The 25,222-nt window shown below is 70.9% G+C and carries 25 protein-coding genes; 8 read left to right on the top strand and 17 right to left on the bottom strand.

Annotated elements, in window-relative coordinates; all coding sequences use genetic code 11:
* Positions 1-3 precede the first annotated feature (3 nt).
* Both L6E10_RS32090 and L6E10_RS32095 read right to left on the bottom strand, forming a co-directional pair.
* Positions 4-774 carry a 2-keto-4-pentenoate hydratase gene (locus L6E10_RS32090; RefSeq protein WP_236223899.1) on the bottom strand — a complete coding sequence of 257 codons (771 nt, stop codon included), beginning with the start codon at positions 772-774 and terminating at the stop codon, positions 4-6.
* Positions 768-2,225, bottom strand: a complete 1,458-nt coding sequence (locus L6E10_RS32095) for an FAD-binding protein (RefSeq protein ID WP_236223900.1) — start codon at positions 2,223-2,225, stop codon at positions 768-770. Before L6E10_RS32095 ends, L6E10_RS32090 begins: the two co-directional genes overlap by 7 nt.
* Positions 2,226-2,356: 131 nt before the next feature.
* Here L6E10_RS32095 and L6E10_RS32100 point away from each other — a divergent pair, with 131 nt between their 5' ends.
* From L6E10_RS32100 to L6E10_RS32120, 5 genes are read left to right on the top strand one after another with little or no spacing between them, the layout of a single operon-like run.
* Complete coding sequence (locus L6E10_RS32100) at positions 2,357-3,928, top strand: FAD-dependent oxidoreductase (protein ID WP_236223901.1); 1,572 nt, start codon at positions 2,357-2,359, stop codon at positions 3,926-3,928.
* A complete protein-coding gene (locus tag L6E10_RS32105) occupies positions 3,925-5,061 on the top strand; it encodes a Rieske 2Fe-2S domain-containing protein (RefSeq protein WP_236223902.1) in 1,137 nt (378 codons plus the stop codon). Before L6E10_RS32100 ends, L6E10_RS32105 begins: the two co-directional genes overlap by 4 nt.
* A 29-nt stretch (positions 5,062-5,090) precedes the next feature.
* On the top strand, positions 5,091-5,297 hold the full coding sequence (locus L6E10_RS32110; protein ID WP_090096755.1) for a hypothetical protein: 207 nt from the start codon (positions 5,091-5,093) through the stop codon (positions 5,295-5,297).
* Complete coding sequence (locus L6E10_RS32115; RefSeq protein WP_236223903.1) at positions 5,290-6,258, top strand: ferredoxin--NADP reductase; 969 nt, start codon at positions 5,290-5,292, stop codon at positions 6,256-6,258. The genes L6E10_RS32110 and L6E10_RS32115 overlap by 8 nt, the downstream gene beginning before the upstream one ends.
* A 10-nt stretch (positions 6,259-6,268) precedes the next feature.
* The gene (locus tag L6E10_RS32120) at positions 6,269-7,102 is read left to right on the top strand and encodes a MaoC/PaaZ C-terminal domain-containing protein (RefSeq protein WP_236223904.1); all 834 of its coding nucleotides are present in this window, start codon (positions 6,269-6,271) and stop codon (positions 7,100-7,102) included.
* Here L6E10_RS32120 and L6E10_RS32125 read toward each other — a convergent pair.
* The 6 genes from L6E10_RS32125 to L6E10_RS32150 are packed head-to-tail and all read right to left on the bottom strand — an operon-like array spanning position 7,082 to position 13,456.
* Positions 7,082-8,224: a lipid-transfer protein gene (locus tag L6E10_RS32125; RefSeq protein ID WP_236223905.1), complete on the bottom strand. Its 1,143-nt coding sequence runs from the start codon at positions 8,222-8,224 to the stop codon at positions 7,082-7,084. The genes L6E10_RS32120 and L6E10_RS32125 overlap by 21 nt on opposite strands.
* Entirely contained in the window at positions 8,221-8,604 is a 384-nt protein-coding gene (locus L6E10_RS32130) for a MaoC family dehydratase (protein ID WP_236223906.1), read from the bottom strand. Before L6E10_RS32130 ends, L6E10_RS32125 begins: the two co-directional genes overlap by 4 nt.
* Positions 8,591-9,475 carry a bifunctional MaoC family dehydratase N-terminal/OB-fold nucleic acid binding domain-containing protein gene (locus L6E10_RS32135; RefSeq protein WP_236223993.1) on the bottom strand — a complete coding sequence of 295 codons (885 nt, stop codon included), beginning with the start codon at positions 9,473-9,475 and terminating at the stop codon, positions 8,591-8,593. The genes L6E10_RS32130 and L6E10_RS32135 overlap by 14 nt, the downstream gene beginning before the upstream one ends.
* Positions 9,475-10,602 (bottom strand): acyl-CoA dehydrogenase family protein, encoded by a 1,128-nt coding sequence (locus L6E10_RS32140; RefSeq protein ID WP_236223907.1) that lies wholly within the window; start codon positions 10,600-10,602, stop codon positions 9,475-9,477. The genes L6E10_RS32135 and L6E10_RS32140 overlap by 1 nt, the downstream gene beginning before the upstream one ends.
* On the bottom strand, positions 10,592-11,554 hold the full coding sequence (locus tag L6E10_RS32145; protein ID WP_236223908.1) for an acyl-CoA dehydrogenase family protein: 963 nt from the start codon (positions 11,552-11,554) through the stop codon (positions 10,592-10,594). The genes L6E10_RS32140 and L6E10_RS32145 overlap by 11 nt, the downstream gene beginning before the upstream one ends.
* Positions 11,555-13,456, bottom strand: a complete 1,902-nt coding sequence (locus tag L6E10_RS32150; protein WP_236223909.1) for an acyl-CoA dehydrogenase family protein — start codon at positions 13,454-13,456, stop codon at positions 11,555-11,557.
* Positions 13,457-13,615: 159 nt separating this feature from the next.
* Here L6E10_RS32150 and kstR point away from each other — a divergent pair, with 159 nt between their 5' ends.
* Positions 13,616-14,191 carry a cholesterol catabolism transcriptional regulator KstR gene (gene kstR, locus L6E10_RS32155; RefSeq protein ID WP_236223994.1) on the top strand — a complete coding sequence of 192 codons (576 nt, stop codon included), beginning with the start codon at positions 13,616-13,618 and terminating at the stop codon, positions 14,189-14,191.
* 35 nt (positions 14,192-14,226) lie between these two features.
* Positions 14,227-15,636 carry a hypothetical protein gene (locus tag L6E10_RS32160; protein WP_236223910.1) on the top strand — a complete coding sequence of 470 codons (1,410 nt, stop codon included), beginning with the start codon at positions 14,227-14,229 and terminating at the stop codon, positions 15,634-15,636.
* A gap of 6 nt (positions 15,637-15,642) precedes the next feature.
* On the opposite strand, the gene L6E10_RS32165 is transcribed toward L6E10_RS32160, so the two are convergent.
* The 6 genes from L6E10_RS32165 to L6E10_RS32190 form a co-directional block, all read right to left on the bottom strand.
* On the bottom strand, positions 15,643-15,813 hold the full coding sequence (locus tag L6E10_RS32165) for a hypothetical protein (RefSeq protein WP_236223911.1): 171 nt from the start codon (positions 15,811-15,813) through the stop codon (positions 15,643-15,645).
* Positions 15,814-15,937: 124 nt separating this feature from the next.
* Positions 15,938-17,305, bottom strand: a complete 1,368-nt coding sequence (locus tag L6E10_RS32170) for a cellulose binding domain-containing protein (protein ID WP_236223912.1) — start codon at positions 17,303-17,305, stop codon at positions 15,938-15,940.
* Positions 17,290-18,693: a beta-N-acetylhexosaminidase gene (locus L6E10_RS32175; RefSeq protein WP_236223913.1), complete on the bottom strand. Its 1,404-nt coding sequence runs from the start codon at positions 18,691-18,693 to the stop codon at positions 17,290-17,292. Before L6E10_RS32175 ends, L6E10_RS32170 begins: the two co-directional genes overlap by 16 nt.
* The gene (locus tag L6E10_RS32180) at positions 18,690-19,511 is read right to left on the bottom strand and encodes a carbohydrate ABC transporter permease (protein WP_236223914.1); all 822 of its coding nucleotides are present in this window, start codon (positions 19,509-19,511) and stop codon (positions 18,690-18,692) included. The genes L6E10_RS32175 and L6E10_RS32180 overlap by 4 nt, the downstream gene beginning before the upstream one ends.
* Positions 19,508-20,452 (bottom strand): carbohydrate ABC transporter permease, encoded by a 945-nt coding sequence (locus L6E10_RS32185; protein ID WP_236223915.1) that lies wholly within the window; start codon positions 20,450-20,452, stop codon positions 19,508-19,510. Before L6E10_RS32185 ends, L6E10_RS32180 begins: the two co-directional genes overlap by 4 nt.
* Positions 20,449-21,684 (bottom strand): extracellular solute-binding protein, encoded by a 1,236-nt coding sequence (locus tag L6E10_RS32190; RefSeq protein ID WP_236223916.1) that lies wholly within the window; start codon positions 21,682-21,684, stop codon positions 20,449-20,451. Before L6E10_RS32190 ends, L6E10_RS32185 begins: the two co-directional genes overlap by 4 nt.
* A 180-nt stretch (positions 21,685-21,864) precedes the next feature.
* Between L6E10_RS32190 and L6E10_RS32195 the strand changes: the two genes are divergently transcribed.
* Positions 21,865-22,629 carry a GntR family transcriptional regulator gene (locus tag L6E10_RS32195; RefSeq protein WP_236223917.1) on the top strand — a complete coding sequence of 255 codons (765 nt, stop codon included), beginning with the start codon at positions 21,865-21,867 and terminating at the stop codon, positions 22,627-22,629.
* Here the strand turns inward: L6E10_RS32195 and L6E10_RS32200 are convergent, their stop codons facing one another.
* The 3 genes from L6E10_RS32200 to L6E10_RS40990 are packed head-to-tail and all read right to left on the bottom strand — an operon-like array spanning position 22,630 to position 25,204.
* Positions 22,630-24,327 (bottom strand): sodium:proton antiporter, encoded by a 1,698-nt coding sequence (locus L6E10_RS32200; protein WP_236223918.1) that lies wholly within the window; start codon positions 24,325-24,327, stop codon positions 22,630-22,632.
* A complete protein-coding gene (locus tag L6E10_RS40985) occupies positions 24,288-25,070 on the bottom strand; it encodes a hypothetical protein (RefSeq protein ID WP_308102925.1) in 783 nt (260 codons plus the stop codon). Before L6E10_RS40985 ends, L6E10_RS32200 begins: the two co-directional genes overlap by 40 nt.
* The gene (locus L6E10_RS40990; RefSeq protein ID WP_308102926.1) at positions 25,037-25,204 is read right to left on the bottom strand and encodes a hypothetical protein; all 168 of its coding nucleotides are present in this window, start codon (positions 25,202-25,204) and stop codon (positions 25,037-25,039) included. Before L6E10_RS40990 ends, L6E10_RS40985 begins: the two co-directional genes overlap by 34 nt.
* Positions 25,205-25,222: the final 18 nt, after the last annotated feature.

Raw genomic sequence — 25,222 nt, forward strand, 5'->3', positions numbered from 1 at the left:
CCCCTATTCGAACTTCAGGTCGACAGAACCGAGTCCGGCGAACTCGGCGTGGAACTCGTCACCGGGTCTCGCGTCGACGGCCCGCGTGCACGAGCCGGGCAGCACGACGTCGCCCGCGAGCAGCCGGACGCCGAAGCCCGCGACCTTCGCGGCGAGCCACGCCACCGCGATCGCCGGGTCGCCCAGCACGGCGTCACCCCGCCCCTCGGCGACGACCTCGCCGTTGCGCCGCAGGGTGGCGACGACCGCGCCGATGTCCACTTCGGACGGGCGAACGCGTTCGGAGCCGAGCACGAACCCGGCCGAGGAGGCGTTGTCGGCGATCGTGTCCTGCAACCCGATCCGCCAGTTCTCGATCCGGCTGTCGATCAGCTCGATGGCCGGTGCGACGAACTCCGTGGCCTCCAGGACGTCCTCGACCGTGCACCCCTCGCCGGGCAGGTCGCGGGCCAGCAGGAACGCGATCTCCACCTCGACGCGCGGGTACAGGTACGCCGACGCGTCCGCGGTGCCGGCGAGCTGCATGTCGTCGAGCAGGTGGCCGTAGTCCGGTTCGTCCACACCCATCATCTGCTGCATCGCGAGCGACGAGAGCCCGACCTTGTGGCCGATGACGTCCCGGTTGCGGTGGCGGACGTTGAGCAGCTGGATCTCGTACGCGTCGACCACGTCGATGTCCGGGTACAGCTCGACCAGCGGCTTGATCGGCACGCGGTCGCGTTCCGCGGCCCGCAGCAGCTCGGCGGCCGCCTCCCGGTTCTGGGTCGTCAGCACCTGACCTCCTTCACGACGTGGTGCCCGGCGCGGCGGCCCGAGAAGACGCAGTCGGCCAGCGCGAGACCGCTGACGTAGGACTCCGAGCAGACACCCACCGCGGACCGCCCGGCCGCGTACAGGCCGGGCACGCCCCGCACCTGACCGGTGTCCTCGTCCACGACGAGCCCGCCGAGCGTGAGCATCGGGCACGGGTAGCCGAACCCGGCGCGCACCGAGACGTTGATCAGCGAGTAGGGCGGCGTCCCGAACGGCTCGGGCGTCGCGATGCCCGCCTTCGCCGCGACCTCCTCGATCGTCGGCGCCGTGACCAGGCCGCGGCGGAGCAGGTGGCGGACCTGCCAGCGCTGGAACGGCGCGGTCTGGGTCTTCACCTGGGCGCGGGCGACCCGGAGGATCTCGTCGTCGACCAGCAGCCAGGCCCTGCCACCGCGTTCGACGATCTCGGTCCCGTTGGCCGCGCCGTACCGGGTCGCGTCGCCGAACCGCTGCCCGGCCGGGTCGACGAAGACGCCGCGCTGCAATGCGCTGGGCGGCGTGACGAACCGCCACACCGAGATCCTGTCCATCCGCGCGGTCTTCCCACCGGCCGCGACACCGAGCCGGATGCCGCTGCCGTCGTCGCCGGGCGTGCCCAGCGCGAGTCCGCCGCGGTATGCCGGAGCGTGCTCGTGCACCAGGGCGCGGTTCGCGATGAAGCCGCCGGCCGCGATGACCACGCCCTGCCCGGCGTGGACCACCAGCGGTCGGCTGAACCGTTCGAGCCGCGCTGCCAGCCCGAACAGCCTCCTGCCCAACGGCGGGTGGTAGAGCCACGGCTTGGCGCCCGCCCTGGACAGCGCCCGGTGCAGGACGCGCGGCAGTCCGGTCAGCGTCCGGCACCGCACGCCCGTGACCCGGCCGTCCTCGACCACCAGGTCGACGGCCCGCGTCTGCGGCATGATCCGCGCGCCCGCGCGCCGGGTCGCCTCGGCCAGCCGGGCGAAGAGGACCTTGCCCGAGGTGCCCTTCGCCCTGGTCCGGTGCCCGCGCGGCGCCGGGTCGGGCCAGGCGTCCTCGCTGCCGGACAGGTACAGGTAGTAGTCGTCCGTCGGGTACGAGGTCTTGAACGGCGACACGCGCGCGTCGAACGGGACGCCCTGGTCCTCCAGCCACGCCAGCGACTGGGCGCTGTCCTCGCAGAACCGCCGCAGGGTCTGCGGCGACACCGCGTCCCGGACCTCGTGCCGCAGGTACGCGACCATCGCGTCCACCGAGTCGCCGACCCCGGCCTCGACCTGCTGCCGCGTGCCGCCGCCCGCGTAGACGACCCCGCCGGACAACGCGGTCGCGCCGCCTCCGGCGAACCGGTCCAGCACCACCACCGACGCACCGGCCGTCGCGGCCTCGATCGCGGCACACGCACCCGCCGCACCGAACCCGACGACGACCACGTCAGCGGTGACCTCCACGCAACCCTCCTGGAACAGGTTCTTGCCAGAAACAGGTTCTTGGTGAGTCGACTTGCCTGGAACTCCTACACCATAGCGCCAAAGCGCCTCAGAACTATAACCTGTTCTAGTCCTGGCTTCGGGGAGGTGCGATGTACGACGTGATCGTCGTCGGCAGCGGCGCGGCGGGCATGACAGCCGCGCTCTGCACCGCTCGGCACGGCTTGCGGACCCTGGTCGTCGAGAAGGCCGCGCACTACGGCGGGTCCACCGCGCGGTCCGGCGGCGGCATCTGGGTGCCGAACAACGCCGTGGTCGCCGCCGGCGGCATCGCCGACTCGCCGGAGCGGGCCGCCACCTACCTGGCGCACATCGCTCCCGAGGTCCCGGCCGAACTGCGGCAGGCGTTCCTGGACGCCGGCCCGGCGATGCTCGCCTTCGTCCAGGACCACACGCCGCTGAGGTTCCGCTGGGTGCGCGACTACGCCGACTACTACCCCGAGGCGCCCGGCGGACAGCCGCGCGGCCGCTCCGTGGAACCGCTGCCGTTCAACGTGAAGCTGCTCGGCGAGGAGATCCGGGACCTCGAACCGCCGTACGTGCCGACCCCCGCGGGCATCGTGATCACCCAGACCGACTACCGCTGGCTGACGCTGATCGGCCGCCACCCGCGCGGCGTCCTCACCGCCGCCAAGGTGTTCGGCCGCCGGTTCCTGCCCGGCCGCCGCCTCACGATGGGCCAGGCGCTGGTCGCGGGCCTGCGCGCCGGGCTGAAGGCGCTCGGCGTCGAGGTCCGGCTCACCACCCCGATGACCGACCTGCACCACGAGAACGGCCGGGTGGCGGGGGTTCTGACCGGCGACCGGCTGGTCCTGGCCGAGCACGTGGTGCTGGCCTGCGGCGGGTTCGAGCACAACGAGCGGATGCGCAAGCGGCACCAGAACACCGGTACCGAGTGGACGGTCGGCGCGAAGGCCAACACCGGCGACGGCATCGAGGCCGGCCAGCGGGCCGGTGCCGCGGTCGGGCTGATGGACGAGGCCTGGTGGGGGCCGTCGGTCCCGTTGCCGCGCGGCCCGTTCTTCCTCCTCGCCGAGCGCTCCCTGCCCGGCTGCGTGCTCGTCGACGGGGCCGGGCGCCGGTTCGTGAACGAGGCGGCGCCCTACATCGACGTGGTCAACGCGATGACCGGCGACACCTGGCTCGTCTTCGACCACACCTACCGCGGCCGCTACCCGTTCTGCGGCATCCCGCCCCGCCGCCCACTTCCCCGGCGCTGGAAGGACTCCGTGCTGACGGCCCCCAGCCTGGAAGAGCTCGCCCGGCAGGCCGGACTCCCGGAGCTGACGGAAACCGTGCGGCGCTTCAACGCGATGGCGGTGGACGGCCGGGACACCGACTTCCGCCGCGGCGACAGCGCGTACGACCGCTACTACGGCGATCCCCGGAACAAGCCGAACCCGAACCTGGCACCGCTGACCACCGGCCCGTTCCACGCGGTCAGGATCGTACCCGGTGACCTCGGCACCAAGGGCGGCCTGCGCACCGACGCGCGGGCGCGGGTGCTGCGCGAGGACGGTTCGGTGATCGACGGCCTGTACGCGGCGGGCAACACGAGCGCCTCGGTCATGGGCCACACCTACGCGGGCGCGGGCGCCACCCTCGGACCGGCGATGACGTTCGGGTACCTCGCCGGCCTCGACATCTCTGGAGGAGAGCGATGACGCAGGACAGCGTGCGGACGATCGACGCGGGCACGCCGCCGGCACGGTTCGCGCGCGGCTGGCACTGCCTCGGGCTCGCGAACAGCTTCCGCGACGGCGAACCCCACGCCGTGGAGGCGTTCGGCACCAAGCTGGTGGTGTTCGCGACCGAGGACGGCAAGATCAACGTGCTCGACGGGTACTGCCGGCACATGGGCGGTGACCTCACCCAGGGCACGGTCAAGGGCGGCACCATCGCCTGCCCGTTCCACGACTGGCGCTGGGCGGGCAACGGCAGGTGCGTCGACATCCCCTACGCCAAAAGGGTTCCGCTGCGGGCGCGCACCCGGTCGTGGATCACGCTCGAGGAGAACAAGCAGCTCTTCGTGTGGAACGACCCGCAGGGCAACCCGCCGCCGGAGCACGTGACGATCCCGCGCATCGACGCCGCGTTCAGCGACGAGTGGAGCAACTGGACGTGGGACTCGGTGGTGATCGACGGCGCGAACTGCCGCGAGATCATCGACAACGTCGTCGACATGGCCCACTTCTTCTACATCCACTTCGCGTTCCCGACGTACTTCAAGAACGTGATGGAGGGCCACGTCGCCTCGCAGTACCTGACGACGCGCGGCCGTCCGGACGTGGCGATGGGCTCGAACTACACCGGGGACGTCGAGGTGCGGTCGGAAGCCGCCTACCACGGGCCGTCCTACATGATCGACTACCTGTGGAACGACTACAAGGGCCTCGAGATCGAGACGGTGCTGATCAACTGCCACTACCCGATCTCGCCGACGTCGTTCAAGCTCCAGTGGGGCGCGATCGTGAAGAAGCTGCCGGGCGTGGACGACGAGCACGCCGACAGGATCGCGGCCAAGTTCGCGCGCGGCATCGGCGTCGGGTTCCTGCAGGACGTCGAGATCTGGCGGAACAAGACCCGCGTCGACAACCCGCTGCTGTGCGAGGAGGACGGGCCGGTCTACCAGCTCCGGCGCTGGTACGAGCAGTTCTACGTCGACGTCGAGGACGTCACCGACGACATGGTGCGGCGCTTCGAGTTCGAGGTCGACACGAGCCGCGCGATCGAGGTGTGGGAGAAGGAGGTCGCGGAGAACCTCGCCCGGCAGCAGCCCCAGGAGCAGGCCACGTGAGCGAGCGCGACGAGTTCCTGGCCGGAGGCATGGTCCCCGTGGGCTGCGACTGCGGGAACCGGGTTCTGGTCAAGAAGAACAGCCCTCAGCACACGAGCGTGCAGTGGCTGTCCGACACCCGCGACTGCCCCGAGCTGTGCGGCGCGCGGGCCGCGCTGGTGCCGACCTGCCTGCGGCTGCGCGACAGCATCGAGAAGGCCGTGCGCGACGGGACGCTGGAGGTCGCCGATGGCTGAGGTGCACAGGCTCCGGGTGGACGCCGTGATCGAGGAGACCGCCGACGCCCGCTCGTTCGTGCTGTCCGGCGCGTCCTTCGACGTGAAGCCGGGGCAGTTCCTGACGGTGCGGGCGGGTCCTGTCGCGCGCTGCTACTCGCTGTCCAGCGCGCCCGGAGAGCCGTTGAAGATCACGGTGAAGCGGACGCCGGACGGGTGCGGCTCGGCGTGGATGTGCTCGTCGTTGAGGGCGGGCATGGAGCTCGACGTGCTGGCGCCGGCCGGGGTGTTCACGCCGTCGTCGCTGGACTCCTCGCTGCTGGCGTTCGCCGCGGGCAGCGGGATCACGCCGGTGATGTCGATCATCCGGGCCGTGCTGACCGGGGGCTCGGGGCGGGTGTTGTTGTGCTACGCCAACCGGGACGAGGCGTCGGTGATCTTCGCGCGCGAGCTCTCCGCGCTGGCCCGGTCCCACCCGGACCGGCTGACCGTCGTGCACTGGCTGGAGTCGGTGCAGGGGCTGCCTTCCGCGGCCGGGCTCCGTGCGTTCGTCCGGTCGTGCGACGAGGCGTTCGTGTGCGGCCCGGGGCCGTTCATGGAGGCCGCCCGCAAGGCGCTGCACGACGTCCCGGTCGTCCACGTCGAGAAGTTCGTGTCACTGTCCAGCGATCCGTTCGCCGAGGTGGTGCCGGTGACCGGCGACCGGCCGGACGCGGTGGTCGAGGTCTCCCTCGACGGCGAGGAGCACCGGCTGGCCTGGCCCGCGCGGATGAAGCTGCTCGACCTGTTGCTGGAGAACGGGATCGACGCGCCCTACTCGTGCCGGGAGGGCGCGTGCAGCGCGTGCGCGTGCCGGCTGGTCGAGGGCGAGGTGAAGATGCTCAACAACGACGTGCTCGACTCCGCGGACGTCGCCGAGGGCATCGTGCTGGCGTGCCAGTCGGTTCCGGTCACCGACACCGTGAAGATCACCTACGAGTGAGAGGCGCCTGATGCCGATCGATCCCGCCGTCGCGATCGGGGCGGAGCTGCCCGAGGTCGAGTTCGCCTGGACGCACTCGGACGTGCTGCTCTACCACCTGGCGCTGGGCGCCTCGGAACTCCGCTACGTCTACGAGGAAGGCCTGCGGGTGCTGCCGACGTTCGGCGTCGTCGCGCCCCGGTTCCACGAGACGGCGCCACCGGTCGTGTCGTTCCCCGGAGTCGACATCGACCTCGCGCGGGTGCTGCACGGAACGCAGGAGATCACCGTGCACACGCCTCTGCCCGCCTCCGGTGAGGCGGTCTTGCGGACGCGGATCGCGGACGTGTGGGACAAGGGGAAGGCCGCGGTCATCGTCCAGGAGGCCACGGCCGTGACCCCGGACGGGACTGCGCTGTTCACGACGCGGTCGAGCATCTTCGCCCGCGGTGAGGGCGGGTTCGGCGGCGACCGCGGGCCGTCGGGCAAAGTGGAAACGCCCTCCCGCGAGCCCGACTTCGTGATCGAGACCCCGACCCTGCCGCAGCAGGCCTACCTCTACCGGCTCTGCGGTGACCGCAACCCGCTGCACGCCGATCCCGCCTTCGCGCGGCGCGCGGGATTCGACCGGCCGATCCTGCACGGCCTGTGCACCTACGGCGTGGTGTGCCGGGCGGTGGTCGACGCGGTGCTCGGTGGGCCGGAGCGGGTGTCGTCGTTCGGGGCGAAGTTCGCCGGAGTGGTCTTCCCCGGCGAGACGCTGACGACGCGGGTGTGGAGGGACGGTTCGCGGCTCGTGCTGACCACGTCGGCCGGGGACCGTCCCGTTCTCGCGGACGCGGTGCTAACCCCGGCCGAGGACTAGGCCGCTCGTCGGGACACCGGTGCCGGCGGTGACGAGGACGTGGTCCACGCTCGCGACCTGGTTCACCGCGGTGCCCCTGATCTGGCGGACACCCTCGGCGATGCCGTTCATGCCGTGCAGGTAGGCCTCGCCGAGCTGGCCGCCGTGCGGGTTGAGCGGCAGGCTCCCGTCCAGTTCGAGCGCGCCCGTCCTGACGAAGTCCGCGGCTTCGCCCCTGCCGCAGAAACCCAGTTCTTCGAGCTGCACCAGCACGAACGGCGTGAAGTGGTCGTAGAGCACGGCGACGTCCACATCGGACGGACCGATGCCGGACCTCTCCCACAGACCCCGTGCGACGACGCCCATCTCGGGCAGCCCGGTCAGGTCGTCGCGGTAGTAGCTCGTCATCGTGAACTGGCCGGGGCCGCTGCCCTGGGTGGCGGCCTTGACGTGCGCGGGCTTGTTCGGCAGGTCCCCTGCCCGGTCGGCCGAGGTCACCACGAGCGCGACCCCGCCGTCGCTCTCCTGGCAGCAGTCGAGGAGCCGGAGCGGCTCGGCGATCCAGCGCGACGACTGGTGCTCCTCCAGGGTGATCGGCCGGTTGTGGAACCACGCGTGCGGGTTCGTGGCGGCGTGTTTGCGGTCTATCACCGCGATCCTGCCGAAGTCCTCGCTCGTGGCGCCGTACTCGTGCATGTACCTGCGGGCGAACATGGCGACCATCGCGGCCGGCGTGCCGAGGCCCATCGGGTACGACCAGCTGTTGTCGACGTTCGCGGCGGCCGCGGTCTGAACCTGCCCGAACCGGTGCCCGGAGCGTTCGTTGAACGCCCGGTAGCAGACGACGACCTTCGCGGCGCCGGTCTCGACGGCCATCGCGGCCTGCTGGACGGTCGCGCACGCCGCCCCGCCGCCGTAGTGGACCCGGCTGAAGAACGTCAGCTCCGGGATGCCCAGCTCGCGCGCGACCGCGATCTCGGCGTTGGTGTCCATGGTGAAGCTGACCAGGCCGTCCACATCGGACGGCTGGAGGCCGGCGTCCTCCAGCGCGGCTCTCACGGCCTCGGCGGCGAGCCGCAGTTCGCTGCGGCCGGAGTCCTTGGAGAAGTCGGTCGCGCCGATCCCGGCGATCGCGGCGTTCACGCGGGCACCTCGATCCTCACGGTGCCGGTGACGTGGTCGCCGTGGGCGGTCCGGCCGATGACCTCGATGGTCAGCTCTTGCTGCTCACGCCCGACGATCTGGCCGAAGAACTTCAGGGTGTCGTAGGCGAAGCAGGGCGTGCCGAGCCTGATGTCCACCTGGCGCACGAGCGCGTGCGGGCCCGCCCAATCCGTCACGTACCGCTGCACGAGGCCGGTGGTGGTGAGGATGTTGACGAAGATGTCCTTCGCACCGCGCCGGACCGCGAGGTCGCGGTCGTGGTGGACGTCCTGGAAGTCGCGCGTCGCCAGCGCGGTGCTGATCACGAACGTCGGCGTGGCCTCGACGTGCCACTCGGGCAGGGGATCACCGATCCGCACGGGGCCTCCAGCTCGGCATCGTCAGCTCGTCGTCGACCTTCGTGAACACGACCTCGACCCGCTGCCCGATGCCCGGTTCGCCGTCGAGCTCGCCCAGCATCCGCACGCCCTCGTCCAGCTCCACGAGGGCGATGACGAACGGCGTCTGCTTGCCGGGCACCTGCGGGTGGTGGTGCACGACGTAGCTGTAGACCACGCCGCGGCCGTCCGAGACGAGGTACGTCGGCTTGGTGGCGCCGCACTCCGGGCACATCGGGCCCGGCGGGTGGCGCAGGAGGCCGCAGCCGCCGCAGCGCTGGATGCGCAGCTCGCCCCGCCGCGTGCCCTCCCAGAAGTACTCGGTGTCGCGGTTGACGGTCGGTCTGATCGCCTGCGCCGCCGGCTCCTGCCTCCGCGGTCCGGGCTTCCGCTCGGGCCTGAACTTCAGCACCCGGAAGCGCATCTCCGCGACGGCCTCGTCACCGACCCACCACGTGCTCCGCGTCGTGACGAACCACCCCTCGCCGAGCCCGGTCCTCTTCGGCCCGGTCACGTCCTCCAGGCTCGTCGTCACCGACAGCTGCTCGCCCACCCCGAGGTACCGGTGGTAGGTCTGGTCGCTGTTGGTCGCGACCACGGACGTGTACCCGGCCTCGTCCAGGATCGCCATCATCTGCCCGAGCGGGTCGTCCGCCGACCGCTCGCCGTGCAGGCCGGCCATCGTCCACACCTGGACCATCGCGGGCGGCGCGACCTCGGTGTAGCCGGGGTGCTCGTCGCCGAGGGCCTCGAGCCAGTTGCGGATCATCGGCAGGTTGACCGGATCGCGCGCGAGGCGCGGTGCGCTCTCGCCCTGTTCGGCGACGCGTGCGGCTTCCTTCTCGACGTCGATCATCGCACCACCCGTGGCAGACCCAGTCCGATGTTCGCGATCAGCTCGCGCTGGATCTCCTGCACTCCCCCGCCGAAGGTCAGCACGAGGTTGCGCCGGGCCTGCACGTCGAGCCACCGCACCAGTTCCGCGTCGGCGCCGTGGCGTCCGACGAGCTCCTCCAGCAGCCGGCCGACGCGCTGGGTGCGGTCGGCGGCGAACACCTTGGTGGCGCTGGCGTCCGCGACCTCCAGCTCACCGCTCGCGACCTGCCAGTTGAGCAGCTCGTTCACCCTGACCACGGCCCGGGCCTCCGCCAGCGCCCGCCGCACGTCCGGTTCGTCGAGCAGCCCGCGCTCGCGGGCCCAGCCGTGCACGCGGTCGACCAGCGCACCGAGGCGGCCGGACGGGCCGAGCATCACGCGCTCGTGGTTGAGCTGCGTGGTGATGAGTCGCCAGCCGCTGTTCTCCTCGCCGACCCTGCGGTTCTCGGGCACCCGGACGTCGTTGTAGTAGGTGGCGTTGACGTGGTGCGCGCCGTCGCACGTGATGATCGGCGTCCACGAGTAGCCGGGGTCCTTCGTGTCGACGATCAGGATCGTGATGCCCTTGTGCCGCGAGTCCGGCGCTCCCGTGCGGCAGGCCAGCCAGACGTAGTCGGCGTCGTGGCCACCGGTGGTGAACGTCTTCTGGCCGTTGACGACGTAATGGTCACCGTCCCGAGCAGCCCTGGTGCGCAACGACGCCAGGTCGGTGCCCGCGTCCGGTTCGGTGTAGCCGATGGCGAAGTGCAGGTCGCCGCTCAGGATCTTCGGCAGGAAGAAGTCCTTCTGCTCCTGCGTTCCGTACGACTGCAGCGTCGGGCCGACGGTCTGCAGCGTCACGTACGGCAGCGGGACGTCGGCGCGCGCGGCCTCGTTGACGAAGATCTGCTGCTCGACCGGGCCGAAGCCGAGGCCGCCGTACTCGCGCGGCCAGCCGACGCCGAGCCGTCCGTCGCGGCCGAGCCTGCGCACCAGCGCGCGGTAGGTCTCGCCGTGCCGCTCGGTCAGCATCGCCTCGCGGTCGGCGGCGGTCATGACGCCCGCGAAGTACTCGCGCAGCTCGTCGCGGAGCTCGCGCTGGTCGTCGGTGAGGTCAATGAACATCGATGGCCCCCAAGCGGTGCTCCACCCCGCCGACGAACCGCGTCAGCTCCTTGGCCATGCCGTAGTAGCGGTGCAGCGGGTAGGTGATGTCGAGCCCGAGCCCGCCGTGCAGGTGGTGGCAGGTGTGCACGGCCGGGAGCGCCTCGGCCGCGAGCCAGTAGGCCGCGGTGCCGAGGTCGGCGTCGTCGAGGCTCCAGCAGGCGGTCACCGCGGCGAGGTGCAGTGTGCGGGAAGCGATGTGGACGTCGGCGACCAGGCAGGCGGCGGCCTGGAACGCCGCCAGCGGCTTGCCGAACTGGTGCCGGGTGCCGACGTGCCGGACGGTGAGGTCGAGGGCTCCGGCCAGCACCCCGTCCGCCACCGCGCAGGCCCCGGCGAGGGCGAACCGGCGGATCCCCTCCTCGGCGCCTTCCAGCAGCTCGCCCCGCGCGCCTTCGAAGCGCACCACATCGTCCGATGTGGACACCCCGGGTTGTGCCGGGTCGACGATGAACACGCCGCTGCCGGTGCTCACCAGGATCCGCCGCGCGTCGGCGGCGTGCGGCACGTTGATCTTCACGCCGAAGATGCCGTCCGGTCCCGCCGTGGTCAGCGGCGCGGCGGGCAGGGGACTCGACGGCTCGCTCAACGCCGCCGTGAACACCCCGTGCTGCTCCGTCACCAACGGCAGCAAGGCGTCCTGCTGCTCGGCCGTCCCGTACCGCGCGATCGGCAGCACCCCGAGCGCGAGCGTGGCCAGCGCCGGGACGTCCACCGCCCGCCGGCCGACCTCGGTGAGCAGCACGGCCGTCTCCAGCACGCCGAGCCCGTCACCGCCGAGCCGTTCCGGAACGGCCAGGGCCAGCAGCCCCGCCTCCCCCAGCGCCTTCCAGGGGGTGCCGCTCTCCCTGCCCAGCACGTCGGCCGCCAGGGCGGCGATCTCGCGCTGGGTCTCGTCGAGCTCGAAGTCCATCTAGGGCTCCCTCGGTAGGCCGAGAATCCGCTCTCCCGCCAGGTTCATCAGCACCTGCGTCGTCCCGCCCGCGATGCTCAGGCACCGCGACAGCAGGAACTCGTGGATCTCGCCGCCGTCCACGGCACCGTCCGGACCGAGCAGTTCGACGGCGAACTCCGCGACGTCCTGCCGTTGTCGCACACCGACGAGCTTGCGGACGCTCGACTCCGCGCCCGGCTCCTGCCCGCTCAGCACCCGCAGGCTCGCGCGCAGGTCGAGCACCGAGACGGCGAGTCCCTGCGCCACCAACGCCCCCAGCCGCTCCGCGTGGTCCGCGGCGGCCGGTGACCTCAGCACGTTCTCCAACGGCTCGCCGAGCGACGACCCCATCGCGACGCGCTCGTTGGCGAGGGTCGTGCGGGCCAGCCGCCAGCCGTCGCCCACCTCGCCGACCACGCAGTCGTCCGGCACGAACACGTCGTCCAGGAACACCTCGTTGAACCGCGCTTCCCCGGTGATCTCCCGCAACGGCCGCACTTCGACGCCGTCGGACCGCATGTCGACCAGGAAGTACGTGATGCCCTTGTGCTTGGGGACGCCGAAGTCCGTGCGGGCCAGGCAGATCGCCCAGTCGGCCTCGTGCGCGAGCGACGTCCACACCTTCTGCCCGGTGAGCCTCCAGCCGCCGTCGACCTCCACCGCCCTGGTGCGCAACGACGCGAGGTCCGAGCCCGCCTCGGGTTCGCTGAACAACTGGCACCAGGTCAGCTCGCCGCGCAACGTCGGCCGCACGAACCGTTCCTGCTGCTCGGGCGTGCCGTGGCGGAGGATCGTCGGCCCCGCCCAGCCGCCGATGACCAGGTCCGGCCTGCGCACCCCGGCGCGGGCGAACTCGGCGTCGAGAACCATCTGCCGCGCGGGACCGGCGTCCCGCCCGAACGGCTTCGGCCAGTGCGGCACCAGGTACCCGCTGTCCGCCAGGCGTTCCCGCTGGGCGGCCGGGTCGAGCCCGGTGATCTCCCGCGCGAACGCCGCCACGTCCGGGTCGGAGTCGAGCTGGACCGACAGCGAACGCCGCGCGCCGGCCAGGACCAGTTCCGCGACGCGCCGGCGCCACCGCGCGACACCGCCCGCGAGTTGCCGCAACGCGAGCGCCCGTCGCAGGTACCGGTGCGCGTCGTGCTCCCAGGTGAACCCGATGCCGCCCAGCACCTGGATGCAGTCCTTGGCGTTGCGCACGGCCGCGTCGAACGCCACCGCCCCGGCGACGGCGGCCGCCAGCGGGTGTTCGTCCTCCCCGAAGGAACGCGCCGCGTCCCACGCGACCGAGGACGCCTGTTCCGCGCGGCACAGCATCTCGACGCACAGGTGCTTGACGGCCTGGAACGACCCGATGGCACGTCCGAACTGCCGGCGCTGCTTCGCGTGCTCCACAGCGGTGTTCAGGCACCACGCGGCGACCCCGCTCGCCTCGGCGGCCATGAGCGTGATCGCGAGGTCGGCCGGATCCGCCGTCTCCTCACCGGACCCGGTGACCACCACCCGAGCGAGCGAACGTGAGTGGTCCACGGCTTCGAGGGGCGTGATCTCGGCCTGGGCGGCCGGCACGAGGAGCCACCTGTCCGTTCTGAGCAGCAGGTGCGTCGCTTCGGCCGCACCGACCACGTGCCGGGAGGTGAAGCCGAACCCGGCGACGCCCTCGAAGTCCGGGAACAGCACCGACACCAGCGCCGTCGGCAGCAGGGGCCCCGGCACGAGGTTCTCCGCCGCCCGCTCCAGCGCCACCGCGAGATCGGCGACCGTGCCGCCCTCCCGCGTGATCTCGAAGAACCCGACCCGGGCCAGATCGGCCCACTCGCCCCCGGCGGCGTCCACGCTGTCGCGCAACGCTCGCTGGTCCCCGGTCGTGGCGATCGGCATGCGGCCTCCTCCAGTACGTGAAGAAGTTTATAGAACGTGTTCTATTTCGGGCAACAGATCATGGCCGCGAAACCGATCGAGTACGATGAGCGCGCCGCTGCAACACGTTCCAGGAGGATCATCTCCGTGTCACCTTCGAAGTCGCGCGCGGACGCGCTGATGGCGGGCGAAGAGCTGAGCTCGGCCGCGCAGCGCGAACGTCGCAAGCGGATCGTCGACGCGACCATCGCGCTGGCGTCCAAGGGCGGGTTCGACGCCGTCCAGATGCGCGCCGTGGCGGACCGGGCGGACGTCGCGCTGGGCACGTTGTACCGCTACTTCCCGTCGAAGGTCCACCTGCTCGTGTCGAGCCTCGCCGTGGAGCTGGAGCGCGCCCAGGAGAAGATGGACCGCACCACCGTTCCCGGCGAGTCGCCGTACGAGCGCGTGCTGTTCGTCCTCGGCCGCATCACCCGCGGCCTGCAGCGCAACCCGCACCTCACCGAGGCGATGACGCGCGCGTTCACGTTCGCCGACGCCTCCGCGGGCGCCGAGATCGACCGCGTCTCGCTGCTGATGGAGAGCATGTTCACCAAGGCGATGAGCGACGACGAGCCGACCGACGAGCAGAAGGCGATCGCGCGGGTGATCGGCGACGTGTGGCTGTCCAACCTGGTCGCCTGGGTCACCCGCCGCGCCACCGCCACGGACGTCGCGAACCGCCTGGAGCTGACGGTCCGCCTGCTGCTGAAGTGACCCCGGTGCACCGGCCGGGTCACTAGGATCGGGGCATGGGTCTGCACGGCGACGCCGCCTTCCGGTTCCTCGTTCCCGACGCTCCCCGCCACCGGCGCACCGAGGGCGACGGCGCCCCGGCCCTGGCGCCGTCCCGCATCGGCACGCTGAACCAGCTGCGCACCACGCCCGGCATCGCGAACCCGAGCCTGGTCTCCTCCTGGGCAGGGTCGATCGACCGGGTGCTGCTCGCGTTCCCGTCCTACGGCGTGCACAGCCCGGAGCTGGCCGCGGGCTACCGCTCGGTGATCGGCGCGCTGCGGGCGGGCACCGGGTTCGTGGTGGTGCACCACGAGAGCGACCGCGAGACCGTCGAGGGCTGGTTCCGCGAGGCCGGGCACAGCGCCCAGCTCGTGCCGATGCCCGACTACGTCGACTTCACGGACTGGGCCGAGGACGGCTACCTCGCGCTCACCGACCAGGGCGAGACCGGGACGTACTTGTTGGAGCCGTGGTCGTTCCCGCGCTCCGGCGACTCGCTGATCGCCGACGCCGTGGAGGAGCACGGCCCCGTGCGCGCGACCCAGGCGCCGCTCGTGTTCCAGGGCGGCAACTGCCTGGTGGGTGACGACTTCTGGTTGCTCGGCACGGACTACTTCCTCGACACGCTCGAACTGGTGCAGAGCGGTGAGCTGCCGATCTCGGTGCCGCCGGGCCGGACCGCGGTGGAGTTCGTCGGCGAACTGTTCCGCCGGCACGTCGACAGCGCGCGTGACCTGGTTCTCGTCGGCACGAAGCGGCCGCTGGGGCTGAAGCCGTACTACGCGACCGCCGAGGCCGGCGAGTACCACCTCGACATCCCGGGCGGCGGTGTCGGTGACGTCCAGCCGATCTTCCACATCGACATGTTCGTGACGCTCGTGGGCCGGGAGGACGGGCGTTTCCGGGTGCTGGTCGGCAGTCCCGCGCTCGCCGACGCCGTTCTCGGCACCACCTCGCCGTTCGGGTTGCAGAACGCCTACGACGAGATCGCGGCGGACTTCGAGTCGCGCGGCTTCGAGGTCGTGCGCAACCCGTTGGTGCACCGGCCGCACATCTCCCAGCGGCTGTCGTTCGAAGCCCTGCGCGCGTTCGCCGACACGCCCGACGGTGCCGAACTGCGCGAGGTGGTCGGTGAGTTCGCCGCAGCGGGCGCGCAACCGGACACGACGATCAACGTGCGCGCGTGGCACCACATCACCTGGAACAACTGCCTCGTCGAGAACAGCGCCGAAGCAGGCAAGAACGTCTACCTGCCGACGTTCGGCCACGGCGAGAACGCCGACCTCGCCGCGATCGACGACGAGATGGAGCGGCTGTGGACGGGCCTGGGGTTCACGGTGCACCGGCTGGGCGACTTCAACGCCTTCGCGAGCCGCCAGGGAGTCGTGCACTGCATCAAGAAGTACCTGGAGCGCGGCGCCTAGGCCTGGTCACCAGCGCTCGTGCCGGCGCAGCATCACCGGCACCACGATGACGACGACCACCCCCATCACGACGTAGGTCCAGGGCGCCTCGACGCCCAGCAGCCCCATCGCCATCCCGAGGACCAACCCGAGCAGGACCAGGCCGAGCACTTCCCACACGCGGATCTTGCGCAGCACGGAGCCGCCCCTTCCCCCAAGGCCGGCCGCACCGGCCGACGACTCCCCAGGGGGTGCGCGACTGCGTGCCAGGTCAAACCTGACGGGTGAACGGGCGCCCCGGATTCCCGGGGCGCCCGCACGGTCAGACGTTGTCGACGTGCGTGACACCGGAGTTGCGGTAGTCCTGCACCGCCGTCCTCACCTGGGCCGGGCTCAGCACCTGGTCCTTGGCGAAGTAGACGTAGTCGACGTCCTGCTGGTAGGCGCGCTCGGCCGAGCTGCCCTGCAGGCCGCCCGAGATGAACCACAGGTTGAAGTTGATCGACATCGGCGTCTCGGGGTAGTACTTGTCGCCGTGGTCGGCGACGAGGGTGCCGTCGATGTAGTACTTCACGCGGCCGTTCGACACCTGGAACACGAGGTCGTGCCAGCCGTTGTAGCTCTGGCGCTGGGAGTTGTGGATGTTGTCCGCCACCCACGGCTCGTTCTGGTAGGTCTCCCAGGTGGTCTCGAACATGATGTTGCCCTGCTCGCCCCAGCCGCCGTTGGGCAGGTACTCGAAGTCGATCTCCCCGTAGTTCGGGGCCATCGGCGCGTCGAGCGGCGTGATGGTGAAGAACGTCTGCACGACGTGGTCACCGTCGGGGCCGAAGACCGGCGCGTCGCTGAACCTGACCCTGGCGGCGTAGGTGCCCTCGAAGAACTTGCGCTGGTGGAACAGTTCCGTCTGCTTCGCGGCGGAGCCGTTGTTCCACGAGTCGAGGCGCAGGACCTTCTGGCCGTCGACGGTCGGGAACGTCACGCGCGACGCGTCCCACTCGGCTCCCGGCACACCGGGGCCGCCCGCGCCCGAGCGGACGGTCCAGCCGCGCTGGCTGATCCGCGAGTCGCTCGAGTTGTTGTAGGCGAAGTCGTCGAACATCTTGGGGCCGTTGGGGTTCGGCGGGGTCGACGACGTCGTCGTGGTGGTGGGCGGGGTTCCGCCGGGTGCGGTGCCCCACAGCAGCGTGCCGCCGCGGTGGACCGTCACGCGGTTCCACGCCGTGTACGAGCTGTCGGCGCGGAACGAGTAGTCGTCGGTCTGCGTGATGGGGCCCCAGTTCGTGCGGTAGAACCGCAGCTGGAGGTCACCGGAGTCCCGGCCGGGGGCCAGGGTGCCGGCGCCGGAGGTGAAGCCGACCTCCAGGTAGCGGTCGGCCGGGCCGCCGGTGAGCGTGCCGAACTGGCCGGTGACGTTGCCGCAGCCGCGCACCGCCCAGGAGCAGGCGAAGCGGTAGCCGACGTCGGGCGTCTCGCTCTTGAAGTAGTAGCGGACCTTGATGTCGGACAGCGGCACGCTGGTCGTGCCGGAGTTGACCAGCTTGAGCCAGGGCTCGACCTGGTCGGCGGTCGCACCGGACGCGCTGGTCCGGTACTGGGCGGTGATCGCGTCGGCGGCGAAGGCGTTCGGCGCGACGGCCAGCGCCCCCACGGCGAGCGCCGCGCAGGACGCGGCTAGGAGTGCTCGCAACGTTCTCTCCTCATTTCGGCAGGGATGGACAGGGCGGCGAGCCTGGAGGAGTGGGAGCGCATCCGGGTGGTGAAGCCCTCCCACTCGGGGCGCTGGGACCAGAGGGTGTCGGCCAGCGCGGCGAGGCGGGGAAACGCCAGGTACTCGAGGTGGTTGCGGGTGCGGACGTGCTCGGTCCACAGCTGGCACTGGGCTCCGAGCACGCCGTCGGGCAGCGGCACGTGGTAGACGTCGCGGGCGGTCACGACGTAGCCGGGCTGGCCGGGCGGTTCGTGCGTGCCGTCCGACTGCGGGTAGTCGAGGTAGGTGGAGGTGTGCGGGGTCATCACGACCGGCTGGCCGCGTTCGAGGGCCTTCTCCGCCTGGGTCTCGTCCTTCCACGGCATCACCACCGAGCGCGGGTCACCGGTCGGTTCCCAGGCGGCGGGGACGCGGCCGTGGTCGAGCAGGTACTGGGCGGCCTGGCGCAGGAAGCTGCCGTGCACGTCCTCGGGCAGCAGGCACTCGTCGCCGCCGAGGTGGACGTGCTCGCCGGGGAAGACCGACAGCACCTCGTCCAGCACCTCGCGGACGAACCCCAGGGCGTGCAGTCCGAACGCGGCGTCGCTGATGCCCCAGCGAGTCCAGACGGGCAGCGGTTCCGGCGCGACACCCAGGTCGGGGTAGGCGGCGAGCGCGGCGCGGGCGTGACCGGGCATCTCGATCTCCGGCATGATCCGGACGCCGCGCTCGGCGGCGAAGGCGACCAGGCCCTCCAGCTCGGTGCGGGAGTAGGTGCCGCCGTGCGGGACGCCGTCGCCGTTGGTCTCGGTGCGCCAGCCGCCGACCGAGGTGAGCAGCGGGTGCCTCGGGACCGGCATGCGCCAGCCCTGGTCGTCGGTCAGGTGCAGGTGCAGGACGTTGAGCTTGTGGAACGCCATGAGGTCGATGAACCGGCGCAGCACGGGCACCGGCTGGAAGTGCCGGGCGACGTCGAGCATGAACCCGCGCCACGGCAGCCTCGGCACGTCCCGGATGTCGGCGCCGGGCAACGTCCAGTCCACATCGGACACGCGTTGCGACCGGAGCGCCTCGACCGGCAGGAGCTGGCGGATCGTCTGGACGCCGTGCGCCAGGCCGGCCGCGGTGCCGGCCCGCAGCAGGACGCCGTGCTCGGTGACGGTCAGCGCGTAGCCCTCCGCGCCGAGCCCGACGAGCTTGGCGTCGAGGGTGACGAGGACCTGGCCGTGGTCGGTGATGGGCAGCGGCAGGCCCGTGGCGGGCCGCAGCAGCGTGCGCAGCAGTCTCGCGGCGGGCTCGGCGCCCGGCGTCACCCGGACGCCGGTGCCGGCGTCCAGCGTGAACCCCTTGCCGCGGCGCACGATCCTGCTGGGAAGCGGGACGATCACCCCTTCACCGCCCCTCCGACGATGCCGGTCGTCACCCGGCCCTGCAGGACGATGAAGATCAGCAGCACGGGCAGCATGAACAGCGTCGACGCGGCCATGGTGGCCCCCCAGTCGGTGCCGAAGGTGTTGTTGAACGAGGACAGCCAGACCGGTAGCGTGCGGTCGTCCTGGTCCTTGATGATCAGCACGTTGGCGAAGGCGAACTCGTTCCAGGCCGTGATGAACCCGAACAGCGACGTCGCCAGCAGCCCCGGCGCGAGCAGCGGGAACACGACCTTGCGGAACGCCTGCCCGCGTGAGCAGCCGTCGACCTGCGCCGCCTCCTCCAGGTCGACCGGGATGGCCGCGAGGAACCCGCGCAGCGTCACGATCGTGAAGGGCAGCGTCATCATGAAGTAGACCAGCGTGAGGATCCAGAGCGTGTCGAGCATGCCGGTGTCCCTGGCGATGACGTAGATCGGGATCAGCAACGCCTCCCACGGCGTCATCTGCGCGATGAACACCATGAGCACGAAACCCCTGCGCCCCTTCCACTGCAGCCGGGCGATCGCGAACGCCGCCAGCAGCGCCACGAGCAGCGCGAGCAGCACCGCACCGCCCGCGACCAGCAGGCTGTTGCGCCAGAAGGAGAAGAACCCCTTCGCGGCGACCGCGGTGCCGAAGTGGTCGAACGTGATCGGGATCGGGAGGAACGTCGGGGTGGCGCCCTGGATGTCCCTGGTGGGCTTGAAGGCCGTGAGGACCATCCAGTACACGGGGAACACCGAGACGGCGAACACCAGCAACGCCGCCGTGGTGCGGGAGATCCGTCCGATCATGCTTCCCGCTCCTGCCGGTAGAGCTGGCGGAAGTACGCCAGCAGGGCGAGCACGAGCAGCAGCACCATGAGCATCGACACCGCGGCGCCGAGGTCGTAGCGCTGCAACGACTGCGCGACCTGGAAGGCGTAGACCGGCAGCGTCGTCGTGGCCTGGCCCGGGCCGCCCTGGCTGATCACCCAGATCTGCACGAACGCCTTGACGACCCAGATCACCTCCAGGCACGTGATCAGGCCGAACATGGCCCGCAGCAGGGGGAAGGTGATGGTGGTGAACACCCTCCACGCCCCGGCGCCGTCGATCCGCGCGGACTCGTACAGCTCCTGCGGCACGGTGATCATCGCCGCGTACAGCGACAGCGCGGCGAACGGGATCGACTGCCACACGATCAGCGCCACGAGGATGCCGAACGTCGCCTCGCCGTCGGCGAACCACGTGTAGTCGCGGTACTCCTCGAAGCCGAGTGCGACCAGCGCCCAGTTCACGACGCCGAGCCGGGACTGGAAGAGCCACTGGAACACCGTGGTGGCGGCGATGACCGGCGTTGCCCAGGTGAGCACGAGCCCGCCCATCACCAGCAGCCGCAGCCACTTCCCGAGGCGGGTCAGCAGCAGGGCGACCAGGGTGGACAGCACCATGATCAGCACGACGTTGATCGCGGTGAACCACAGCGTCCGCCTCACCACCGCCCAGAACTCGGGGTCGGACAGCACCCGCGCGTAGTTGGCGAGGCCGACGAACCTCGCGTCCCCGCGCACGAGCTGCGGCAGCCCGAACTCCTGCAGCGAGATGACCACGTTGCGGACCAACGGGTACAGCAGCAGGTAGGCGGTGGTGAGGACGGTCGGTGCGATCAGCAGGTACGGCAGCACCGGCCGCTTGCGGCGTTTCGGGGCGGCCGGTGCGGTCTCCCGCACCGGCCGTTCGGCGAGCAACGTCATTTGCCCGAGTTCAGCGCTTGGGTGATGACCTCGTCCGCCTTGGCGGCCGCGGTCTTCGGGTCGGCGCCCGTCAGCACGGCGGTCTGGAACTCCTTGATCGGGTTGCGGGCCTCGACCGCCGTCCAGTTGGGCGAGTTCGGGGTGGCGAAGCCGTTGGCCGCGCCGACGGCCATCGCCGCCGTGCCGGGGTCGTCGCCCACCGAGGACGCCAGGGACTTGCGGTTCGGCACGTAGTTCATCGCCTTCGCGAGCTCGACCTGCCACTTGTCGCCGGCGAGCGCTTTGACGACCTCGTACGCGCCTTCCTGCCTGCTGGACGCGAGCGGCACGATCAGGTCGGAACCGCCGGTGAACACCGCGCCGGGCTTGTCCGCGGTCTTGCCGGGGATCGGGAAGAACCCGATCTTGCCCTCCAGCTCCGGGTTGGCCTTCGTGACGAGCTTCGCCGCACCGGGCACCGCGATGAACTGGGCGACCTTGCCGCCCGCCACCACGTCGGTCTGCTGCGGCTTGGCCTCGTCGGAGTCCTTCGGGCCGTCGCCGAGCGCCTGCAGCTGCTTGTAGAAGTCCATGCCCGCCAACGCCTCGGGCGTGTTCAGCGAGCCCTTCCAGCCGCCGCCGTCCTTCTTCGCGAGGTCACCGCCCTCGTCCCAGACGAACCCGGACAGCGTGTACCAGTTCTGACCGGGCAGGTAGATGCCCTGCTGGTCGCCCTGGTCGAGCTTCGCGGTGGCGGCGAGCCACTCCGCGCGCGTCTTCGGCGGCGTCACCTGCGCGGCCTCGAACAGGTCCTTGCGGTAGATCACCACCCGGTTGGCCGCGTAGAACGGGATGCCGAACTGCTTGCCGTCGACCGCGCCGGGCTCGGCGAGGCCGGGGATCCAGTCCTCACCCCGCAGCTCGGCCTTGCGCGCCGACAGGTCCGTGACACCCTTGCTGGCCACGTACTGCGCGACCTGGGTGTTGCCGACCTCGATCACGTCGGGCGGATCCGTGCTGGCCAGAGCACTGGTCACCTTCTGCGTGATGCCGTTCCACTCCTGGATCTGGATCTTCAGGTCGAGGTTCGCGTGATCGCGTTCGAACTCGCTCTCGAACCTCGACACGAACTCCTCGGTGGCCGTGTCCTTCATCAGCCACACGGTGATCTCCTGCTTCTCACCCCCTCCCGCGGACGTGCCGCAGGCGGACAACGTGAGCGCGAGGACTAACAGGGCAGCGGAGCGCGGCACGACTCACCTCTCGCTGGGATGTGACCAATTGGTCATGTCTCGACGGGTGAAGTAGAAAGTGGCATAGACCACTTCTCAGGTCAATCCCCTGCTCGGCTACGTGAGAGCGCTTCCTCTCTTCATCAGTCTGGTTACTTACCAGTGGTATGCCATACTGGCCGCCGACGAAGCGGGAGAGGCATGGGCGAGGCGATCCTCAAGCGTGAGCGGGTCCGCGACTACCTGCTCGAACTCATCGAGACCCACCCGGCGGGCGCCCCCATCCCGGCCGAACGCGTGCTGTGCCAGCAACTCTCGGTCTCGCGCCCGACCGTCCGCTCGGCCGTGGAGGAGCTGGTCAACACCGGCCTGCTCGTCCGCCAGCACGGCCGCGGCACCTTCGTGGCCCGCGCCAAGATCACCCAGGAGATGGTGTCCGGCACCGGGTCCATGTCCCTGCCCAGGGCTTCGGGCACCTGGGCGTCGCGCGTGCTCGAGCACGCCCGCATCCCGGCGGGCGCACGGGTGGGCCGGCGCCTGCGCCTCTCCCCCGCCGCCGAGATCCACTACATCGCCCGGCTGCGCCTCGTGGACGACGAGCCGATGGCGTTGGAGCACCTGCACGTCCCCGCCGCCGTCGCGCCGTCGTTGACGTTGCACGACATGGAGTCCGGCGACTTCTACGACCGGCTGCGGGAGCACGGGGTGCACGTCCTCGAAGCCGTGCAGTCGATCGAGCCGACCGTGGTGAACGAGTCCGAGGCCTCGCTGCTCGGGGTGCCCGTGCTGGCGCCCGCGCTGTTGTTCGAGCGGCTGACCACCGACGCCGACGGGCGGCAGGTGGAGTACGTGCACTCGATCTACCGCGGGGACCGGTACCGGATCATGTCGCGGCTGACGCTCGGGGCGTCGCCGCGCGGCACCGTGGACGTGCAGGCGCGGATCGGCGGCTCGGACCCGTTCTGATCACGTGAAGCGGGCGCTCTGGCTGTCGATGAAGTTCTGCGCCTTCTCCAGCGTGTGCGAGGCGTAGGTCCCGCTCGCCCGCGCGTCCAGCAGGGCGTTCTGCTGCGCGTCCAGCATCAGGCGCTGCAGCTCGAACCGCTGGTGCAGCCGGCTGTCCCCGTCCTGCTCCACCAGCTTCTTCTCGATGCTCTCGCTCATCGCGATCGTCCGCTCCAGCGTCTGCTCCAGCAGTTCGTCGTCGAACGGCTCGCCGTTCTCGCGGCACAGCGCCGAGCTCTCCAGCAGCGTCCTGCTGGCCGTCACGAGCTCCCCGGCGAGGCGGGCGTACTCGCGGCGCTCGTGGTCGGCGTCGTTGCCGCGGATGCCGAGCCAGCGGATCACCAGCGGCAGCGAGCCGCCCTGCACGACCAGGGTCAGGATCGCGACCGTGAAGGCGATCAGGACCAGCTCGGAGCGGAACGGCAGGTCCTCGGGCAACGTCTGCGCGGCGGCGACCGTCACCACCCCGCGCATGCCCGACCAGGCGAGCACCGCGCCACCGCGCCAGCTCAGGCCTTCGCTCGCGTAGAAGGCGACGTCGGCCTGCTTGCGCCGCAGCATCCGGATCCCGCGGTCGTACCTGCGCTCCTCACCGGGCCGAGGCCCGCGGGCGGTGAAGCGGTCCACGAAGGAGTCGAGCTTGCCGGTGAACGCGTCGGCGCGGCGTTGCTGGCGGCGCAGCAGGGCGATCAGCGGAACCATGAACGCGACACGCAGCATGACGAGGACGACGGTGGCCACGACACCGATGACGAGGGCCCTCGTCACGCCGTCGCCGGCCGCGGCACCGACGACCGAGGTGAGCTCGAAACCCATCAGCAGGAAGACGCCGTTCTCCAGCAGCAGCTGGACGGTGCGCCAGTTCGTGCGTTCGGAGATGCGGTCGTGCGCGCTGAACCGGCGGGCGCTCAGGTGACCGGTGATCAGTCCCGCCACGACGACGGCGATCACGCCCGACGCGTGCAGCTCCTCGGCCGGGATGAACGCGAGGAACGGGACCACGAAGGAGATCGCGGTCGTGAGGACCGGCTGGCCCTGGATCCTCGACCTCGCCCACACCGACACGAGTCCGACGGCGGCGCCGACCACGACACCGACGGACACCGCGTACGCGAAGTCGCCCAGCGCGCCGCCGAACGTCACGCTCGCCGTGATCGCCAGGACGGCCGTGCGCAGCAGCACGAGCGCGGTCGCGTCGTTGACCAGGCCTTCACCCTCCAGGATCGTGACGAGCCTGGGCGGCAGGCCGAGCTTCTTGCCGATCGACGTCGCGGCGACCGCGTCCGGCGGGCTGATCACCGCGCCGAGCGCCAGCGCCGCCGCGAAGCCGATCTCGGGCAGCAGCCACCAGATCAGCAGGCCGGTGCCGAACGCCGACACCGCCACCAGCAGCACCGACAGCGAGCCGATCGTGGCGAAGTCGCGCCGGAAGTCGACCACCGGCACGTTCACGGCCGCCGAGTAGAGGATCGGTGGCAGCACGACCACGAGGATCCACTCGGGTTCCACGACCAGGGGCGGCGCGCCGGGCAGCTGGCTGCACCCCATGCCGACGAGCACCAGCAGCACGGGCGCCGCCACACCCAGCCTGGGCGCGGCGTACGACACCACCACGATGATCAGCACGGCCGCGACCGCGAGCAAGGCCCACTCCTGCATGACGTGCAGTTTGTCCCATCAGGACGGACCTGCCCGTGGAGCCACGCCGGTCGGGGAGCGGGGAGCACGTGGCGGCCGTCACGATCGGTGCTCAGGCACAGCGAGCAGATCTCCCCTCCCTCCACGCTGGCCGCCACGTCCGGCCGTTCGCAGGACTCGCGGCAGACGACGCACTCGTACCGCGTGCCGCTCGGGTTGCCGTCCGCGTCGAGCACCGGTTCCGCGATGCCGTCGTCGGTGCGCCGCAGGTGGAACCGGCCGCGCGTGAGCACCGCCGGCGACGGCGCCAGCACGACCGCGATGCCGACGGCGACCAGCGGTGAGTACGACCGGACCGCCGCGCCGAACAGTCCGAAGTAGACCGAGGTGGACAGGACCGACGACGCGAGGAACGAGCCGACGCCCACCGGGTTCACCGCGTGCAGCATGCCGCACCGGAACTCGGGCTGCCTGGGCGAGAGCTTCAGCACGTACTTGTCGATCGCGATGTCCGCGGCGACCGCGCCGACCGCGTCGAGCACGTGGACCGCCATGAACGCGCCGATCGCCTGCTTGACCGCGCCGAACACCACCCAGCCCGGCCCGGCCAGCACCACCGACGTCCACCACGCGCGCCGGTTCGCGTCGGTACGTGGCGGCATGAACCGCAGGTAGTCGATCTGCTCGCCGATCTGCCCCATCAACGACAGGCACACGCCCGCCCCGAGCATCACCGCCGCGGCGCCACCATCAGCAGCAGCCACAACGGGTTCGTCCAGCTCTGCGGCTTCGCCAGCACCTTCATCCCGTAGACCACCAGCGGGATGATCACGATCGTCGAGGCGAGGTAGCCGAGCCACAGCGGCATTCCCAGCGCGTGACGCAGCCCCTGCGCCATGATCGAGCCTTCGAGCGC

Source organism: Lentzea sp. CC55, from assembly GCF_021056325.1.
Classification (GTDB): Bacteria; Actinomycetota; Actinomycetes; order Mycobacteriales; family Pseudonocardiaceae; genus Lentzea; species Lentzea jiangxiensis.

Bases quoted from the DNA above. Each gene is read 5' to 3' on its own strand.
- L6E10_RS32100 (WP_236223901.1), top strand. From the start codon at position 2,357: ATGTACGACGTGATCGTCGTCGGCAGCGGCGCGGCGGGCATGACAGCC.
- L6E10_RS32105 (WP_236223902.1), top strand. From the start codon at position 3,925: ATGACGCAGGACAGCGTGCGGACGATCGACGCGGGCACGCCGCCGGCA.
- L6E10_RS32110 (WP_090096755.1), top strand. From the start codon at position 5,091: ATGGTCCCCGTGGGCTGCGACTGCGGGAACCGGGTTCTGGTCAAGAAG.
- L6E10_RS32115 (WP_236223903.1), top strand. From the start codon at position 5,290: ATGGCTGAGGTGCACAGGCTCCGGGTGGACGCCGTGATCGAGGAGACC.
- L6E10_RS32120 (WP_236223904.1), top strand. From the start codon at position 6,269: ATGCCGATCGATCCCGCCGTCGCGATCGGGGCGGAGCTGCCCGAGGTC.
- L6E10_RS32140 (WP_236223907.1), bottom strand. From the start codon at position 10,602: ATGTTCATTGACCTCACCGACGACCAGCGCGAGCTCCGCGACGAGCTG.
- L6E10_RS32145 (WP_236223908.1), bottom strand. From the start codon at position 11,554: ATGGACTTCGAGCTCGACGAGACCCAGCGCGAGATCGCCGCCCTGGCG.
- L6E10_RS32150 (WP_236223909.1), bottom strand. From the start codon at position 13,456: ATGCCGATCGCCACGACCGGGGACCAGCGAGCGTTGCGCGACAGCGTG.
- kstR (WP_236223994.1), top strand. From the start codon at position 13,616: ATGGCGGGCGAAGAGCTGAGCTCGGCCGCGCAGCGCGAACGTCGCAAG.
- L6E10_RS32160 (WP_236223910.1), top strand. From the start codon at position 14,227: ATGGGTCTGCACGGCGACGCCGCCTTCCGGTTCCTCGTTCCCGACGCT.
- L6E10_RS32180 (WP_236223914.1), bottom strand. From the start codon at position 19,511: ATGATCGGACGGATCTCCCGCACCACGGCGGCGTTGCTGGTGTTCGCC.
- L6E10_RS32185 (WP_236223915.1), bottom strand. From the start codon at position 20,452: ATGACGTTGCTCGCCGAACGGCCGGTGCGGGAGACCGCACCGGCCGCC.
- L6E10_RS32195 (WP_236223917.1), top strand. From the start codon at position 21,865: ATGGGCGAGGCGATCCTCAAGCGTGAGCGGGTCCGCGACTACCTGCTC.
- L6E10_RS32200 (WP_236223918.1), bottom strand. From the start codon at position 24,327: ATGCAGGAGTGGGCCTTGCTCGCGGTCGCGGCCGTGCTGATCATCGTG.
- L6E10_RS40990 (WP_308102926.1), bottom strand. From the start codon at position 25,204: ATGGCGCAGGGGCTGCGTCACGCGCTGGGAATGCCGCTGTGGCTCGGC.